This window comes from Haloarcula pellucida (genome assembly GCF_014647235.1).
Classification (GTDB): Archaea; Halobacteriota; Halobacteria; order Halobacteriales; family Haloarculaceae; genus Haloarcula; species Haloarcula pellucida.
The window spans coordinates 1-16,098 of the sequence record NZ_BMOU01000003.1 but is presented as its reverse complement, the minus strand read 5'-3'; the positions used below and the strand labels follow the sequence as shown (position 1 = coordinate 16,098).

Genomic DNA, 16,098 nt, shown 5'->3' with positions numbered 1-16,098 from the left:
AGTACGCGCGTTCTCCGCTCACGACACTGGTGGAAGCAGTTCCGTGAACTCGTTATTAGCTGTCACTCACAACCTCGACAAGGCATTCGTTAGATATAGGTGATCTACCTATCAGGGCGTTCTCTTTCTATTATTTGTTCCAACTCTTCATGGGTTATGACTGCCGAGAACAGATCGGACTGCAACCGTTTGCCAAGTTGTCGATATGCGGCTTCGGGCAACCAATAATACTGTATGGTGTCGTCGAAGCGTGCTGCAATCGCCTCACCTTCGTTATCTATGAAGTAAGCTTGTATCAGGTCGGGTATATGCAGCGATAGCACGGCTTCGACTACATCCGGGGTCGCAACGCATTGGCCCTCGATCGTTCCATCATTGTGCTCGCTTTCGACGTACGAGACTCCGCTTTCCAGGAGCGTCTTGACGGCTTCTTCATCCCGATCTCGGAGAAAGTCGCCGATCCCTTGGACTCCAACTGTGGCTACTTCCCGGGGGCTCACGTCCAGTACTGCTTCCGTAATCGTCCGTGCGAGTTCGTGGTATCGGTCGGACGGAAGTCTGTCTTCGTGAAGGATGTATCTCGTTTCGTCGTCTGGTCCGTCAACGGTCTCGTGGAAACCGTCCGCTTTCTCGATGGCCTTCATCTCGGCTTTGATAGCTTCTTCTACCTCCCCTAACACCTCAGCGAGTCAGCATCCCGTCACGTTGGAACGTATGAAGACTCCTTCTAATCCCTATTACAGTAGATCCTATGATGGTACGTCGTCCGGAAGGTGCGCGAGCGCACGCCGGAGCAGTGGCGGCGTCATAACGGATGTGACGATGGCGACGAGCACAATGACGGCATAGATGGTCGGCGTGAAGATTCCGATTACCAAGCCAAGGGCCGCCACGACGAACTCCATCGCTCCGCGGGCGTTGAGGCCGATGGCGAGGCAGACCGTTTCTGCTCGGGAGACGTCCGTAACTGTCGCTCCGAGTACCACGCCAAGTGCCTTTCCCAGCACAGCAACGGCGAGTGTGACGCCTCCGACCAGTAGCGTATCCAGCGTGAACAGTCCGAGTGTCACCGTCTGAAACACTCGTTCGGTCCCCCGTCGAGCCGATTTCGCACGAGAACGCCCGCGAGGAACGCGCCGAGAACGGCTTCCAGTCCGAGTGCGAACGAGCCACCGGCCATCGTAAGCCCGACGACGGCCAGCCGGTCACGGGTTCGTTCGGAGCGTGACCGAGTTCGCTCTGTGGTCCTCGATAAACGCACCGGGACCGCCGAAGCTCATGGTCCCGTCGATCGTCTCCAGATAGATACTCACCTCCAGCGTGTGGTTGTTTGTGGACGGTTCGACGAGTGCCTGCCTGACCTCTGTGACTCTGCCGGTTATCTCCTCGCCGTCGGTCGTCCGTATCTCGGCCCACAGTTCCGCCCCGGCCTGGTAGTGGAGATACGCGTGGAACACGGCCCGGCGGAACCAGTCGAAGGTCGCGGGCAACGGCTCGGGTTCGGCGACATGGACTTCCGTCGACGCCGACCAGTAGGCGCTGAGGTAGAGGCCGGCCACGGCGCCGGTGAGGTGTGGCTCTGAGACGACCACTGCAGCCCCCTCGGTGTTCGGCCCCGAGAGCAAGTCGGAATCGCCGATCATCGCCAATTCGTCGTTGTCGGCGACGTAGGCGAACGGGAGAGACGCCTTCCAGCAGCGGACAGCGTCGGCGACAGGTGCGACACGCTCGACGTCTAGGGCGCCGCTCTCGATGCCGCCGAGCAAAAGGAGTACATGCACGCCACGGTCGCGAGCGTCCCGCAGTTCGTCGGCGATCTCCGAATAGACGCCTTCTGGGATAGCGAGCAAGAGTTCCGTCTCCGCGCGGGCAATCCCTTCTCTGAGCCGTTTGAGTCCCGTCTCGCGAGACTTCACCATCTGTATCTCCGGAGCCTGCGACGTCGGCTCCTCGAAGCGCTTCTCGAGGGACGGCGTGATAGATTCGAGACGCGACGAAAGGGTCCCAATGGCCTCAGCGGGCGGGCACGCTCGAATCACCGTCGGCGATGCGTGGTCCTTGACGCGGACGAGTCCGCGCTCCTCGAGACGTTCGGCGATGTTGTAGACTGCACGCTGGGTGACGCCAGCCTCGTCGGCGACGGCGCTCGTGGGGGCTTCACCCTGAGAGAGGAGGGCGAGATAGGTATCTATCTCCGTATCGGAGAGACCGAAGAGGGCGAGTTCCTCACGGAGTTCGCTGTCGTCAGGTTCGTCAGTCGTCATCACTCCTCGACTAGTCGCTCATCGCTGATATAGTTGGTTGAGGGCGGTCGTCCGTAGGGTTCGGTACGTCTTCGAGCGGCCGCCGTTACGGAAGATTCGAGCCGAACGCCTCGGCCTCCTTCAGCGCGGGGAGTCTCTCAATCCATCGAGACGGTCACATAGCCGTCGAAGTTCAGGAGGACCTGTTGAGTCCGGTCCCCGAACATCGCTTTGCCGGTCGGAGAGCGTTTGTATCCGGGGACGAAGACGTGATCACAGCCGGTTCTCTCAGCGGCGCCGAGTATCGCGTTCGCTTGGTCGCGCTCGTCTTCGACCAGCGGAGAGACCTCGTACTCGACGGTGTCGCCGAGTATCTCGGCTGCGAGGTCGGCCGTCGCTCCCGAGACTGCTTCGAGAACCGCACCCTCGTCGTAGCTCGTGTGCTCGGCGTCACCGATCGCTTCGAGCGTCGACGCGGCCTCGTCGTACTCCTCGGGCGTCGCGAGCGCCACGACCGCGAGGGCGGTCTCGGCGCCGACGGCGAATTCGCGTGCGGAATCTAGTAACGAACGGTCGCGGTCCACGTCCTCGACGACCACCAGCGCGGTCATTGGTGCCCGCCCGTCGTTCCGTCGAACAGTTCCTCGAACGGGTCCCAGTCGTAGTGGAGGAACGCGGCCGATCCCAGACCGACCACGCCGAGCATGGCCGCGCTCAGGAGTGTGACAGCGAAAGTCGCGGTCCCCGGCTCGACGAACGGCATCGCCAGCGCCAGCACGCCAAGCAGTGTCACGCTCGTACCGAAGAACGCCTGCCAAACGGGCCTCATCGGCCGTCACCGCCGACGTCGGGCGTCGTCGTGTCCTCGGTGCCCGCCAGTGGCTCACTGTTCCAGTACTCGTGGGTCGGGTCCGTGCGGTGACAGGCCACACAGCGGGCGCCCGGCGCGGCGTTCTCAGCATCGAGGTCCGGGGCCGAGCGTTTGCACGCCTCCCGGGCTTCCGGACAGCGCGTGTGGAATCCACATCCCGACGGCGGGTCGACGGGGTCCGGGATGTCTATCGAGCGGACCGGCGGATCGACCATCTCCTGCTCGTTCGGGTCCAGATCGGCGGTCGCCCACCGCAGCACCTTCGAGTAGGGGTGTTGCGGGTCGTTCAGCACTTCGTCGGGCGGACCGATCTCGACGATCTCGCCGAGGTACATGATGCCGATTCGCCCGCCGGCCTTCTCCGCGAGGTAGCGCGCGTTCGACAGCGTGTGCGAGATGAACACGAACGACGTGTTGAACTGCGTTTGCAGTTCCAGGAGCAGGTCCATCGTCTCAACTCGCAGCGAGACGTCCAGCGCCGAAACCGCCTCGTCCGCGAGGATAACGTCCGGGTTCATCAACAGCGTCCGGACCAGCGCGACCCGCTGTTGCTCCCCGCCCGATAACTGGTGGGGATAGCGATGCGCGTAGTCCTGCGGGGGTTCCATGCCGACACGGTCCAGCAGCGCGAAGATACGCGCCCGGCGGTCCTCGGTGGACATCTCCGGGTCCCAGCGTTCCAGCGGCGCTTCCAGCGAGGTCAGCACCTTCCGGTTGGGATTCAGTGCTGCCCCGGGGTCTTGATGGATCATCTGCAGGGCCTTTCGGATGTCGCCGTGAGGAATCGTCACGTCACCGACGCCGTCCTTGGCGTCCCAGACGTCCTGACCGCGGTAGGAGACGCTCCCCTCGGTGGGGCGTTGGACACCGATGATGGTCTTGCCCAGTGTCGTCTTCCCACAGCCCGATTCGCCGACCAGCGCGAGCACGTCGTTCTCGGGGATGTCGATAGAGACGTCGCTGACGGCCTTCACGCGGCGGGGTTCGTTGAACAGCGAGTCGACGAACCCCTGTTTCTCGTCGAAGTGAACCGAGACGTTCTCTAAGCTCATCACCACGTCGTCGGTCCCGGTAGCGGACCGCCCGACTGGCGAACTCGTATGCCCGCTCATGCGTCGACCACCCCCGGTTCCAGCGCGACGGCCTCCTCGGCCTCGTCGTGGTGGAAACAGGCCGTCCGCTGGTCGTCGGCCACGTCGAACCACGGCGGTTGCTCCTGGTGGCACTCCTCGGTCGCGAGCGGACACCGCGGCGCGTAGTGACAGCCGCTCGGTGCGTGGGCCGGGTTCGGTGCTGTCCCCTCGATGGGCTGCATCGTCGAGAGCGGGGCGTCAAGGTTGGGTACTGCCTTCAGCAGCGCCCGCGTGTACGGGTGCTGTGAGTTGCTGACGACCTGCTCAGTCGACCCGACCTCCGCCAGTTCGAAGGCATAGAGGATAGCCAGTCGGTCGGCCAGCCCCGCCACCAACGGGAGGTCGTGCGTGATGAACAGTATCGAGAGGTCGTACTTCTGCTTGATGTCGTCGAGCAGGCTGAGAATCGAGCGCTGCATCAGCAGGTCCAGCGCCGCCGTCGGCTCGTCCATCAACAGCACCTCGGGTTCGAGGATCAGGCTCAGTGCGATGAGCGCCCGCTGGCTCATCCCGCCCGACAGTTCATGCGAATACGAGTCCAGCACCCGATCGGGGTCGAGGTACAGGTCAGACAGCAGTTCGCGGGCTCGCTCCATCCCCTCTTCAACGTCGTAGTCGTGGGCCTTCAGGGTCTCCTCGAAGTGCCCCCGGATCTTCATCGTGGGGTTGAACGAGGACAGCGCCCCCTGGAACACCATCGAAATCTCCTCCCAGCGTAGCTCGCGCAGTTCCTCGTCGGTGAGATCGAGTACGTTGATCGGAGCGGCGTCGGACTCGGGGTAGTACCGGACTTCGCCGGTGGTGATACCGGGTTCCTCAACGGCATCCATCATCGCGTTGGCCAGCATCGACTTGCCCGAGCCTGACTCGCCGACGACACCGAGTATCTCGCCCCGTCGGAGGTCGATACTCACGTCGTCCAGTACCATCGCGTCGCGGTTCTCCAGGTCGTACGTGACGCTGACGTTCCGGACCTCCACGATGGGGTCCGACGCGTCGCGCCCGGTTTCGTGTCTCTCTCGTGGCATGGTCACAGTCCTCCAGTGGTCGCCGTCGAGTCGTCCTCGCCGTCACCGCCGCCAACAGTCTCGGCGTGGCGGGCACGAACCCGCGGGTTGAATATCCGGTCGGCGCCCTGGGCCAGCAGCGTCAGTCCCAGCCCGAGGACGATGATAGTCACCATCGGCAGCAACAGCCAGTGGAACGCGGCCACCGACGAGGTCGCACCCGCACGGTTCACGGCCGCGTTCATCATCACACCCCAGTTGACGTTATTGTACGGCAGCACGCCCAGGAAGTACAGACCCACCGAACCGAAGATGACCGCTCGGGCCTGCTGAACGAAGTTCATCGTGATGTAGGGCATCAGGTTTGGGACGATGTCGCCGACCACGATGGTCGACGTGTCCATCCCCATGATGCGCGACGCCTCGACGTACTCGGCGTCCCGCAGGGTCAGGACTTGCGAGCGGATGGCCCGTGCCAGCCCTGCCCACGCGTTCACCGTGATGAGCACGCCGATGACGGCCGGGTTACCCTCGATCTGGAGGGCGGCCGCCAGCACGATGGTCAGCGGCAGTCCGGGAATCGTCATCATCACGTCCGAGACAGTCATCAGAGCGCTGTCGATGCGGCCGCCCTTGTAGCCGGCGAGGGTGCCAAGCGTTGTCCCGAGGACGACCGTGAACACCGCGCCCGAAGCGATCATGATCAGCATCGACGGCGTCGCGTGGACGATCTGTGAGAGGATGCTCGTCCCCGATAAGGTCGTCCCGAGCGGGTACGAAAGCGACCGGAACGCGCCGACCAGCAGCGGGCCCTGGTTGGTGCTGGGCTTGGCGACGACGAGCGGACCGACCGTCCCCATCAGCAGGTACAGCGACACGATGACCAGCCCGGTCCGGGCACGCCAGTCGTCCCAGACGATACGAGCCGGCGCCAGCAAGCTCTCTTCGACCCATTGGCGCCGGCGCTCGGTGTCGGTTAGCGATGCGTCGGCGACGGCGTCGAACTCCGAGGCGGCCGTCCCGCCGTCGGTGGCGACCGGTTCTTCGCAGGCGCGGCCGGTGATGGCCCGTTCGTCCGGATCGACGTCGGTGTCCGCGTCGGCATCCACGGCGTCGACGAGCGGGTCCCGCTCGTCGGACAGCTCGGTGTCGTCAGTACGCTTCACGGGACTCACCTCCGCTGGCCCGCGGGTCGAGCCATCCATAGGTCAGGTCCGCGATGGTGATGCCGACGACCATCGCGACCGTGATAAGGATGAACCCGCCCATCATCAGCGGGTAGTCGCGGGCGTTGATGGCCTGGATGAGGTAGAACCCCACGCCCGGATACGCGAAGATGTTCTCGATGATGACCGCGCCGCCGAAGACGGTCCCGATGGCGATCATCAGGCCCGTGTACATCGGCAGAATGGCGTTGCGCGCGACGTACCGGATGGCGATGCGTCGCGTGGGGAGTCCGCGCAGGCGGGCCACCCGGAGGTAGTCCTCACCCAGCACGCGGATGCTGTTGCCACGCATCGAGAGCGCCCAGCCGCCGAAGCCGACGACGGCCATCGACAGGATGGGCAACATTCCGTGATACAGCACGCTCGCCAGGAACGGGACGTTGAGTCCCGGCGTCAACTCGGAGGCGTAGCGCCCGCCGGTCGGGAACAACTGGAACTGATAGCCCAGAAAGGCGATGAGTAGCAGCGCGACCACGTAACTGGGCGTGGAATTGAGCACGAGACCGACGCCCGTGCTAGTGACGTCGAAGGTCGACCCTTCCTTGTAGGCCATGAACGCACCGAGCGAGACCCCGACGGTGAACGTCAAGAACAGCGCTGACGCTGTCAGGAACACGGTCCACGGGATGGCCGGGCCGATGACGCTCGCGACGGGCTCCTCGTACCAGATAGAGCGACCGAAGTCGCCCTGCACGATGGAGGTCATGTAGTCGACGTACTGGACGTACACCGGTTCGTCGACGGCGATGTTGGTCTGTGCGGCGATGCGCCGGTTGATCTCGGCCGCCGAGAGATCGCCGCCACCTTGCTGGATCATCTGGGCCCGCAAGTAGTCGAGGGGCCCACCCGGGAGCAGACGGACGAGACCGAAGCTGGCCGAGACCACCACGAAGACGGTGAGCGCCGACCGGCCCAGACGTTTCAGTATGTAGCTCATCTGTCGTTAGTTATCGCCCGTCGAGAGTTGCGCGACGAGGTCGGCTGGTGCGACGGTCTCGCCGTCACGCAGGTCGTCGTGTAACACCGGCGATTCGAACTCGCTGGGGGAGTTCCAGTAGTTCTTCGCGCTGTGGCTGTCGTACAGGAACTTGTAGTGGAAGTACGGGTACGACTGGTTGTACGACGCCCAGCCCTGCAGACCGACGACGAAGTCCCCGTTGGAGTAGTCTTTCCCCCAGTAGGTGGAGCTGTCCTTCATCACGGACTCGGCCTTGATACCGAAATCCTTGAGCTGGGAGACGGCCGTCTGGGCGCCGGCGACCCAGTCGGAGAACCCGGAGGGGCCCTTGATCGGGATGTGGAGCGGCTCGCCGTCTTTCTTCCACGTGCCGTTTTGCTTCTCGTAGCCGGCGTCTTCCAGGAGCGCCGCGGCCTTCTCGGTCTGGGACTCGGCCCGACCGTACGTCTCGAACTTGTCGGTGACGCCTTTCAGCCACGTCCCTTCGACCTGATTGCTGAACTCGCTGGTGAGGCCGCTGGGGTACGTGACCGCGATCTTCGAGCGGGTGCCGGCACCGGAGTTCTTCGCGACCGACTCGCGGTTGATGACGTGAGCGATGGCCTTGCGGACGCGCACGTCGTTTACCGGCTCGCGCTCGTGGTTGAACAGGAGACCGAGTCCCCAGTGGCGCGGAATAAGCGTTGTCTGGACGGAGTCGGGGAGTTGGTTCAGCTTGTTCCGAGGCATGAACAGCGTGGCCGACCCGTCGGTTTCGTTGTTGATGAGGCCGTTCCAGCGGCTCTGGTTCGACGGCTTGTAGAGGTACTCTATTTCGGGGAAGTTGATGTTGCCCGCATCGGGATGGTCCTCGAACTTCGAGACCAGTGTCCGCTGGCTGTCTGCGTTCTCGAACGCGAACGGACCGCAGCCGACGGGGTCCGAGACAGTCTTACTCGCCAGTTCGCCGATGACGGCAGAGCGCTCTTCGTCCGAACCGGCCTCGTCGAGCCGCGTCACGAACTCGCCGTAGGTACCCTCGTGGGCCGCGAGATACTTCGGCTGCAGATATGCTAACAGGATGTCCTCGTTGACCGGCCCGGCCAGCGACAGTTCGACAGTCCGCTCGTCGCTGGCGGTGACGCGGTCGGCGACGGTGCCCTTGTCCTCGGGTGCGACGAATTCGCCGAGATTGCCGCCGTTATAGATGTCGAGTTTGATCTGGTTGGCCACATCGGTCGCGGTGGCCGGCGACCCGTCGTGCCAGGTCTGCCCCTCACGGACGGTTAGGGTGAACGTCTGCCCGTCGAGTGCCCAGTCGGAGATCAGATAGCCCGTGTACTCCTGGGAGTCGAGGTTGTACTTCATGAACCGGTCGAAGAGCGTCCTACGCGGTTCGGCGAAGTTCTTGGTGTTCCACGGGTTGTACTGTGAATCCGACGGGACGGCCCACTGGGCCAGCGTCAACCGCTCGACGTCACCGGAGGCCGTCCACTCGCCCTCCCGAGGCAGCCAGTCGGTCGGCCAGTAGGTCTGCATCTTCGAGTTGTCCTTCGAGGGGACGCTCCAGTCATCGGTCGTCTGGAACGACTGAGCTAGCTTCTCCTGCAGGGGCAACACCGGGAGCGCCTGGTTCGTCACGTATGCGAGTTCCTGCATCAGCGCGAGCGTCTCGTCGTCTAGCTCGACGGTGGGAGCCGAGTCGTCGACGCTGTTGTGGTCGGTCGGGGTCCCGTTCTGTGTCGCCTGCCGGCCGCCACAGCCCGCCAGCCCCGCAGTGAGGCCTGCCGCACTGATCATCTCTACGAACCGCCGCCGTGAGAACGACTCACGTCCGTTATTATTCACCATATTCCGTCTGCAGTTGTTACCCCCGGCACAATTAAAGTTCTGGTAGAAGCGGTTCTTCAAGATTCTAATCTTTAAGTGGGGGGACGATGATGAGGGACACACGGCAAGCAGCGCAGCAAAACTCGACACCTACCTACCAATGCTATCGAAACAGACCGTAGATCGGCCCCGAAACGTACCGGCACCGGCCCACGAGTCCCGACCAACCACGGTACGCACGCCCGGCGTGCGCACCAGATCCGAGGGTGTAGACGCCCATGGTGCGGTATGAGCCAGTCACTAACCCACGAGGAAGCCGATCGGTTGTGGTGGAAAGAGGCGGTCGTCTACCAGATCTACCCGAAGAGTTTCGACGACAGCGACGGCGATGGCGTCGGTGACCTGCAAGGTATCACCGAGAAGGTCGACTACCTAGACGACCTCGGCGTCGACGCCGTCTGGCTCTGTCCCGTCTACGAGTCGCCACAGACCGACAACGGCTACGACATCAGCGACTACCGTTCGATACACCACGCCTACGGCGACATGGACGATTGGCGAGACCTCCTCGACGCACTCCACGAGCGCGACATCCGCCTCATCATGGACCTGGTCGTCAACCATACGTCAGACGAACACGAGTGGTTCCAGCAGTCCCGTCGGCGCGAGGGGGCGTTCGAGGACTACTACATCTGGCGCGACGGCCGGCCGGCCGAGGAGGCCGACTACGACACCGCCGACGGCCCCGCCGACGAGGTCGCACCCAACAACTGGGAGTCGGTCTTCGGCGGGCCCGCGTGGGCGTACGACGAGGAGCGCGGGCAGTGGTACCTCCACCTCTTCGACGAGGAACAACCGGACCTGAACTGGCGCAATCCCGACGTCCGCGAGTCCGTCTACGAGATGATGAACTGGTGGCTCTCGCAGGGCATCGACGGGTTCCGGATGGACGTCATCAACCTGATCTCGAAGACGGAGGGGCTGCCCGACGGCGACGCAGAATCGGGGCAGACCGGTGCAAAACACTTCGTCAACGGCCCGAACGTCCACAACTACCTCCAGGAGATGAACGACGAGGTGCTCTCGGACGACTCGCTCCTGACCGTCGGGGAGACGCCCGGCGCCCGCGTCGGCGACGCCCGGCAGTACGTCGGTCCAGACGGCGACGGTCTCTCGATGGTGTTCCAGTTCGAGCACGTCACGTTCGACCACGACGAGCACAAGTGGGACGCCGGCGACTGGTCGCTCGTCGAGTTCAAAGAGATCCTCTCGAAGTGGCAGAACGGCCTCGCGGACGACGGGTGGAACAGTATCTACCTCAACAACCACGATCAGCCTCGGATGGTCTCTCGCTTCGGCGACGACGGCGAGTACCGCACGGAGAGTGCGAAACTGCTCGGAACGCTCACGCACACACTCCAGGGTACACCCTTCATCTACCAAGGCGAGGAACTCGGGATGACAAACGCGTCGTTCGCGTCCCCCGACGACGTCCGAGACGTCGAGGCGCTGAACTTCGTCGAGGAGGCCATCGAAGACGGGGACGCAGCGTCCTACGACGACGTCCGGGACGCCATCGAGTACGTGGGGCGGGACAACGCTCGCACGCCGATGCAGTGGGACGACACCGAGAACGCCGGTTTCACCGACGGAGAGCCGTGGATCGACTGCAACTCGAACTACGAGACTGTCAACGTCGAACGCGCCCGCGGGGATGAAGCGTCCGTCTGGCACTACTACCGCGACCTCATCGAACTCCGCGAGGAGCACGACGTTCTCGTGTACGGCGAGTTCGATCTCCTCTGTCCCGAGGACCCCGACGTCTTCGCCTACACGCGAACGCTCGGGACCGAACGCGGTCTCGTCGTCCTCAACTTCGAACCGGAACCAGTCGAGTTCGAAGTGCCTGCGGGCGTCGCGCTGGACGGACTCGAACTGGCCATCGCGAACGCCGACGTCCCGACGACGCCGCGGCCGTCGTTCGAACTCGGCCCGTACGAAGCTCGCGTCTATCTCACCCCGTAACGCCACACGCAGACGAAACACCCGACTACGACAATGACCCGACACGATTCACAGACACGACGCACAGACATCGACAGACAGTGGTGGAAGGAGGCGGTCGTCTACCAGATCTACCCGCGCAGTTTCAACGACAGCGATGGCGACGGCGTCGGTGACCTGCAAGGTATCACCGAGAAAGCGGACTATCTCGCCGACCTCGGCGTCGACGTCGTCTGGTTGTGCCCAGTGTACGAGTCGCCCAACGCCGACAACGGCTACGACATCAGCGACTACCGAGCCATAATGAACGAGTTCGGAACGATGGCCGACTGGGAGGCCCTCCTGGATGCGCTCCACGAGCGCGACATCCGCCTCATCATGGATCTGGTTGTGAACCACACCTCCAAGCAACACGAGTGGTTCCAGCAGTCCCGTCGTCGCGAGGACGGCTACGACGACTACTATCACTGGGTGGACGGTACCCCCAGCGAGCCCCCGAACAACTGGAAGTCGATTTTCGGCGGTCCCGCCTGGACCTACGATGACGAACGGGGGCAATGGTACCTCCATCTCTTCGACCCCGAACAGCCCGATCTCAACTGGCGCAACCCCGAGGTCCGAGACGCCGTCACGGAGGCTGTCACGTGGTGGCTGGAGAAGGGCATCGACGGCTTCCGTCTGGACGCCATCGACCATCTCTCGAAGTCCGACGCCTACCCCGACGGGGACCCGGATTCGGCGATCGTCGGGATAGAGCACTTCAGCCACGGCCCTCGCCTCCCCGAGTATCTGGACGAACTCTCGGCGGCGTTCGAGGGCTACGACACCATGATCGTCGGTGAGATGGGCGGCGCGGACATCGAGCAAGTCGACGACTACACCGGTGAAGACGGGGTCGACATGATCTTCCAGTTCGATCACATGGGTGTCAGCGTCGGGCCGAACGGACGGTGGGACCCGACACAGTTCGGCGAGTGGGAACTCACGGACCTCAAGGAAGTTATCAGCCAGCAACAGGACGAGATCGACTGGCCCGCTCTGTTCTTCGGGAACCACGACCAACCTCGTCTCGTCTCGCACTTTGGCGACGACGAGACCTACCGCACAGAGAGTGCGACGCTCATCGCAACCTTCCTGTTGACGCTTCGAGGCACCCCGTATATCTATCAGGGCGAGGAAATCGGGATGACGAACACCGAGTTCGACAGCCTCGAAGCGATCGACGATCCGATGACCGTCGGTATCGTCGAGGACCTCATCGCGGACGGCGTCGTCGACTCCTACGAGGAGGTCCGGGACCTCGTCGACTATCAGAGCCGCGACCACGCCCGCACGCCGATGCAGTGGGACGACACCGAGAACGCCGGTTTCACTGCCGACGACCCCTGGTTCGACGTCAACGACAACTACGACGAGATCAACGTCGAATCGGCGTTGGCCGACACTGACTCCATCTGGCACCACTACGAGACGCTCATCGAACTCCGCCACAGCGAGGACGTACTGGTGTACGGCGACTACGACCTGCTGTTGCCCGACCACGACCAGTTCTACGCCTACACGCGGACGCTCGAAAACGAGACGACGCTAGTCGTCCTCAACTGGTCGGGCGAGTGTTCGACCTTCGACTGTCCGTCGGTCCCGACCGCCGACGCGAACGTTGTCGTCAGCAACTACGACGATACCCCATCCGATCCCACCGGTCACGCGTTCCGACCGTACGAAGCGGTCGTCTACCAACTGTGACTCGCCTCGGGATCTGACCCCGAGGCGGTTCACAGCAGCGGAACCACGTCACGAATAGCCCGGGCGGCCCGCCGAACCTGCCGGCGCTGCTCCACAGTACAACTCACGCTGTGACACCCCGAACAAGATCACCGACCAGAGAGCCACCGACACGCGGCACCACGGCGACGGCGCTTTCGTGGCGGTCCCAGTAGTGGATGGCGTCGACGCCGACGAAGAACGGGCAGCGGCTCAGTACAGGGCAGGGACGTCTCGTTCGGACCGGGGTATCGCATACTACTCTGTCATCCAATCGACGACGTCCTCAGTCTCTTTGATGGCGACTCCGATGTCCTCCAGTTCCCGCACCCCTCGTTCGTACACTCCGGATGTCGCGTCGGGAACGAAGACGATTCGGTAATCACGTTCGCTCGCCTCGTAGATCGTCGTTCGCGGGCAGTTCGGGAAGTTACAGCCACACACGACGATGGTGTCTACTGAGCGAGTATCGAGAAAGTCGGTCAGATCCGTTCGATGGAATGCGCTCCAGCGAGGCTTGTACATCACGTGTTCGTTGGGTCCGATCTCCTGAAAACCGCCGTTCAACAGCCGGTCTGCGTCGAGGCGCATGTCTGTCGAGGGTTTCAACTCGGCGACTAGCTCCGCGCCGTCAGTCCCGGGTCGAACGATAGCCGCTCCGGCTTCGATATCCGCTCGTCTGCACCGATCGACGTTCGAGCCGTCTGCTTCGTACAACCGGACGACGTGGACGAGTGGGGCCTGCCGGGTACGGAACAGTTCGACGAGCCGTTGCATCTGTGGTACCGCCTCACCAGTCCCCTCGATTTCAGCAGGGGCACCGGCCAACGTGAAGTCATTTTGCGTGTCGATGGTGAGCAACGCCGCACTGTCTCGGTGGGGACGGATGTACTCGTTCATACGCTGACATCAGCGCCGCTGTTATTGAGCGTTCGGTACGTTTCAGTTCACACACCCACCGAGCAGGTGATTCACCCCAACAGTCCCGAGATCGATCTTCTTAGGAACGGTTCTATGACTCCTGTACGTCGAGAGGGCCACCGAGCGAGAGTGACAGATGTGTCGTCGCGACGTCGCCGACGCTATACAGCAGGATCGTGGCGACCGCAACCCATCGTTCGACTTCGGCCGCGGCACGTTCGATGCGCTCGGTCGGGACGGCGTCGAGGACACTGCCTGTGTGGGCGGACGGACACTCACGAACGCTAGAAAAGCCCCCGACAGTTCGGATGCACAGCCGCCCGCTAACCAACATGCGGGCCCGAACCCCGCGAGTGTTGGTTAGCCCGTCGCCACCACGACCGTGAACCGGCCCTGCCGCGGCGTCGGCCGCAACGTCAGCCCGGCGAGCGCCCGCTCCCGACAGACGGCGGGCGGCACGCCCCCGCTGTCGACCACGGCTTCCAGCGTCCACGCGTCGTGCGGGCTATCGGCGGGCGCGACGACGTCGACGGCCTCGGCCATCGCAGTCCCCGGCGGAGACCGTCCACGAGCGACCTGCCTGCCGGGTCGGAACGGGTGCAAATCCTCGGCACACTCGGTATCTACGAGGTCGACCGGTGGAGCCTGCGGAAGTCTCCCATCTGGCTTCGCCGACGGATTCCCATTGTAAGATTGAGAGGACCACTTATCCGAGTAGGGAGTGTAGGTGAGAGTGTATGCCTGAAGAAGTCTTGTTCAAATCCGAGAGTTCCCAGAGTCGGGACGAAATCGCGTCGTACCTCCGGAACGTCGCCGAAAAGCTCGAACAGGGAGGTTCGATCACGCTGAAGGCAGGGTCAGAGTCCGTCACGATGGAGCCCCCGGCACGGCCAACGTTCGAAGTCAAAGCCGAACGCGAAGGGCCGGTCGATGGCCCCGGAGAGCTGAGCATCGAGTTCGAACTCGAGTGGGACGAACACAGTGAGGGCGCTGCGGGCGGCTCAGATAGTCTCGAAATCGAATAGCACCTAGATCGTCGCCGCAGTTCACTGTGCGACCTCGGCCGCGTGATGGACGAATGTGGCTGCGTGTTCGCTGCCGTCAACCGGGCGCAGAACGGAATCGGACATGTCACTACCGGCCGCTACGGCGAACAGTTACGAAGCAGCCCCCACGGCACGTCCCTCGTCGTGTCGATGGACGCCACCTGCGTTCGGCGACGGAGCGACGAGAACCTACTACTATGTGGGCCCCACTAGCGATCCAGACACGTTCGCGGTCAAGCCAGTTCGAGAACTCCAGACACTGTCGTGCGACTTCTTCCCCAACACTTCGGACCAGTCCCATCTCGTGTTGGTTACGACGTGTTGCTATCCCGATTTCTGTATTTTGGGAAAGGAATACAGGTCGAAAGATGAGGACTCGACTTTCCTGTCGTGGTCTCTCGAAATCCAACTCCGGAAACCAGCCATCAGCTGTCGGATATACATATACTGCCTAAGTTAGCAAGTATCAATTCGGTGGATGGTGAGCTCCCGTCGGACGAAAAATCACAATCGTGTTTAATTTCCCCGTACAACCGACAAACCCGATTCCTGACTCGTTCGAGGGAGGTTCTCCCTGAGAACAGCATTCAGTGAAAGCAACGTTCTCACGTTGGTTTGATAGCGGACGGTTTGATGTGACTTCGACGCCCTCGGGCTCGGTGGCGACTCGTGCTTACAGCACGTCTTCGACGGCCGCTTCCTCGAAGACGACGCCTTCTAACTTATCGAGGATGTCGTCGGGGTCCTCGCGCTGCCAGACGTTGCGGCCGACGGCCAGCCCCGAGACGCCGACGTCCATGCAGTCGGCGACGAGTTCGAGGAAGTCGCGGTCGGAGGTCTTCGAGCCGCCGGAGAGCAGGACGCGGTTGTCGGCGGCGGCGTCGACGGCGTGGGCCATCGCGTCCTTGTCCCGGGGGTATTTCACCTTCGTGAAGTCGGCGCCGAGTTCCAGCCCGATGCGGGCGGCGTAGGCGATGATGTCGCGGCTCCGGTGTTCCTTGACGGCCTGTCCGCGCGGGTACGACCACATCGCGATCGGGAGGTCGTGGTCGCGGGCGGCCTCCTGTACCGGGCGGAAGTCCTCGAACATCTCGGGCTCCTTGTTCACGCCGGGGT

16 protein-coding genes are annotated in these 16,098 nt (G+C 63.0%); 3 read left to right on the top strand and 13 right to left on the bottom strand.

The genetic code is table 11. The features are described 5' to 3' along the window. Positions 1 to 104: 104 nt before the first annotated feature. From IEY28_RS10010 to IEY28_RS09965, 10 genes are all read right to left on the bottom strand, one after another. Complete coding sequence (locus IEY28_RS10010; protein ID WP_188996942.1) at positions 105 to 680, bottom strand: hypothetical protein; 576 nt, start codon at positions 678 to 680, stop codon at positions 105 to 107. A gap of 69 nt (positions 681 to 749) precedes the next feature. Next, positions 750 to 1,070 (bottom strand): cation:proton antiporter domain-containing protein, encoded by a 321-nt coding sequence (locus IEY28_RS10005; RefSeq protein ID WP_220639427.1) that lies wholly within the window; start codon positions 1,068 to 1,070, stop codon positions 750 to 752. Positions 1,071 to 1,205: 135 nt separating this feature from the next. Continuing rightward, positions 1,206 to 2,264 carry a TrmB family transcriptional regulator gene (locus IEY28_RS10000; protein WP_188996940.1) on the bottom strand — a complete coding sequence of 353 codons (1,059 nt, stop codon included), beginning with the start codon at positions 2,262 to 2,264 and terminating at the stop codon, positions 1,206 to 1,208. Positions 2,265 to 2,401: 137 nt separating this feature from the next. Then, a complete protein-coding gene (locus IEY28_RS09995) occupies positions 2,402 to 2,854 on the bottom strand; it encodes a universal stress protein (RefSeq protein WP_188996938.1) in 453 nt (150 codons plus the stop codon). Beyond that, positions 2,851 to 3,072: a hypothetical protein gene (locus IEY28_RS09990; protein ID WP_166973195.1), complete on the bottom strand. Its 222-nt coding sequence runs from the start codon at positions 3,070 to 3,072 to the stop codon at positions 2,851 to 2,853. The genes IEY28_RS09995 and IEY28_RS09990 overlap by 4 nt, the downstream gene beginning before the upstream one ends. Further along, positions 3,069 to 4,226 (bottom strand): ABC transporter ATP-binding protein, encoded by a 1,158-nt coding sequence (locus IEY28_RS09985; RefSeq protein WP_188996936.1) that lies wholly within the window; start codon positions 4,224 to 4,226, stop codon positions 3,069 to 3,071. The genes IEY28_RS09990 and IEY28_RS09985 overlap by 4 nt, the downstream gene beginning before the upstream one ends. Beyond that, complete coding sequence (locus tag IEY28_RS09980; RefSeq protein ID WP_188996934.1) at positions 4,223 to 5,275, bottom strand: ABC transporter ATP-binding protein; 1,053 nt, start codon at positions 5,273 to 5,275, stop codon at positions 4,223 to 4,225. The genes IEY28_RS09985 and IEY28_RS09980 overlap by 4 nt, the downstream gene beginning before the upstream one ends. Positions 5,276 to 5,277: 2 nt before the next feature. Next, positions 5,278 to 6,420 carry an ABC transporter permease gene (locus tag IEY28_RS09975; RefSeq protein WP_229783102.1) on the bottom strand — a complete coding sequence of 381 codons (1,143 nt, stop codon included), beginning with the start codon at positions 6,418 to 6,420 and terminating at the stop codon, positions 5,278 to 5,280. Next, positions 6,407 to 7,417 carry an ABC transporter permease gene (locus IEY28_RS09970; RefSeq protein ID WP_188996930.1) on the bottom strand — a complete coding sequence of 337 codons (1,011 nt, stop codon included), beginning with the start codon at positions 7,415 to 7,417 and terminating at the stop codon, positions 6,407 to 6,409. Before IEY28_RS09970 ends, IEY28_RS09975 begins: the two co-directional genes overlap by 14 nt. Before the next feature lie 6 nt (positions 7,418 to 7,423). Then, positions 7,424 to 9,217, bottom strand: coding sequence for an ABC transporter substrate-binding protein (locus IEY28_RS09965; protein ID WP_229783101.1), 1,794 nt, complete (start codon positions 9,215 to 9,217; stop codon positions 7,424 to 7,426). Between the two features lie 318 nt (positions 9,218 to 9,535). Here IEY28_RS09965 and IEY28_RS09960 point away from each other — a divergent pair, with 318 nt between their 5' ends. Next, entirely contained in the window at positions 9,536 to 11,272 is a 1,737-nt protein-coding gene (locus IEY28_RS09960; RefSeq protein ID WP_188996926.1) for a glycoside hydrolase family 13 protein, read from the top strand. Positions 11,273 to 11,305: 33 nt separating this feature from the next. Beyond that, complete coding sequence (locus IEY28_RS09955; RefSeq protein ID WP_188996924.1) at positions 11,306 to 12,997, top strand: glycoside hydrolase family 13 protein; 1,692 nt, start codon at positions 11,306 to 11,308, stop codon at positions 12,995 to 12,997. Between the two features lie 276 nt (positions 12,998 to 13,273). On the opposite strand, the gene IEY28_RS09950 is transcribed toward IEY28_RS09955, so the two are convergent. After that, a complete protein-coding gene (locus tag IEY28_RS09950) occupies positions 13,274 to 13,915 on the bottom strand; it encodes a cysteine hydrolase family protein (protein WP_188996922.1) in 642 nt (213 codons plus the stop codon). 381 nt (positions 13,916 to 14,296) lie between these two features. Beyond that, the gene (locus IEY28_RS09945; protein ID WP_188996920.1) at positions 14,297 to 14,479 is read right to left on the bottom strand and encodes a hypothetical protein; all 183 of its coding nucleotides are present in this window, start codon (positions 14,477 to 14,479) and stop codon (positions 14,297 to 14,299) included. 194 nt (positions 14,480 to 14,673) lie between these two features. On the opposite strand from IEY28_RS09945, the gene IEY28_RS09940 reads away from it, so the two are divergent. Further along, positions 14,674 to 14,961: an amphi-Trp domain-containing protein gene (locus IEY28_RS09940; protein WP_188996919.1), complete on the top strand. Its 288-nt coding sequence runs from the start codon at positions 14,674 to 14,676 to the stop codon at positions 14,959 to 14,961. 694 nt (positions 14,962 to 15,655) lie between these two features. Here the strand turns inward: IEY28_RS09940 and IEY28_RS09935 are convergent. Then, positions 15,656 to 16,098 (bottom strand): class I fructose-bisphosphate aldolase (locus IEY28_RS09935; RefSeq protein WP_425433179.1); only part of this gene is annotated, 443 nt, incomplete at its 5' end.